Origin of the sequence: Psychrobacter sp. SHUES1 (assembly GCF_001652315.1) — a bacterium.
GTDB classification, from domain to species: domain Bacteria; phylum Pseudomonadota; class Gammaproteobacteria; order Pseudomonadales; family Moraxellaceae; genus Psychrobacter; species Psychrobacter faecalis.
Window position 1 is genome coordinate 1 of sequence record NZ_LXWA01000011.1, and the last position, 893, is coordinate 893.

Genomic DNA, 893 nt, shown 5'->3' on the forward strand with positions numbered 1-893 from the left:
CTCTGCACACGACAAAAAAATCATCCCCACCCGATTTTCATAGGTTTAGGGGTTAAAAAGCTAACTAACTGTCGAAATACAGTCTTATCATTGTTAAAGAACACCAAGTGAAGGCCCTCAATCAACACATCCAGGCCAAGCGCAAACAAACTGGCTTGAGGTCGAGCGTTTGACTTTAACTTGCGCTTTAACGGCTTATCTTTGTCTTTATAAATACCGACATGATAAGCCCAACAAAATGCTAAGGCGTTCACTGCGACTAATTTACTGACCCGATCAAGATGGGTTAAGTGGGTATCTTCAAGATTAAAGCCACGGCCCTTTAGACAAGCAAATAAAGTCTCAATCTCCCAACGCTTAGCATAGCTTGTCATCGCATCCACTGTTTCTAGTTGATTGGAGGCCACAATCACTAAACCATAGTCTTTATCACGCTTGGCAAATACTCGAACCAAACAACCATCGACAGTCAGTATTCGTCCATGTCGATATGTTTCTTGATGGCTAACATGGCGCAATAACTCTTTAATCTGTACCAACTTGCCATGATGATTCTTAACTTTACTGTTCTTCTTAATCCGTATGGCAAAGGGTATGTGATTATTGGTGAGCCAGTTAAACCATTTTTCGCCAACAAACTCTCTGTCTGCTACTATCATCTCAAGGTTATCTTTGCCAAATTGTTTGATAAACCGCTCAATAAGTTCACAGCGTTCAAGATGGTTTGTATTACCTCGCTTATCTAGCATTTGCCAGTATAAGGGGATGGCTATCCCTTTATATACCACCCCTAGCATAAAGATGTTGAGGTTACTTTTACCCCATTTCCAGTTGGTGCGGTCAATGGTTAAGGTGACTTTGCCTAGCCCAAATAGTCGATATATCATTAAAGC

At 41.1% G+C, this 893-nt stretch carries 1 protein-coding gene; it reads right to left on the reverse strand.

Annotated elements, in window-relative coordinates; all coding sequences use genetic code 11:
- Positions 1–20: 20 nt before the first annotated feature.
- Positions 21–893, reverse strand: an 873-nt coding sequence (locus A7325_RS00395; protein WP_156508467.1) for an IS4 family transposase, incomplete at its 5' end; no start/stop codon positions are given.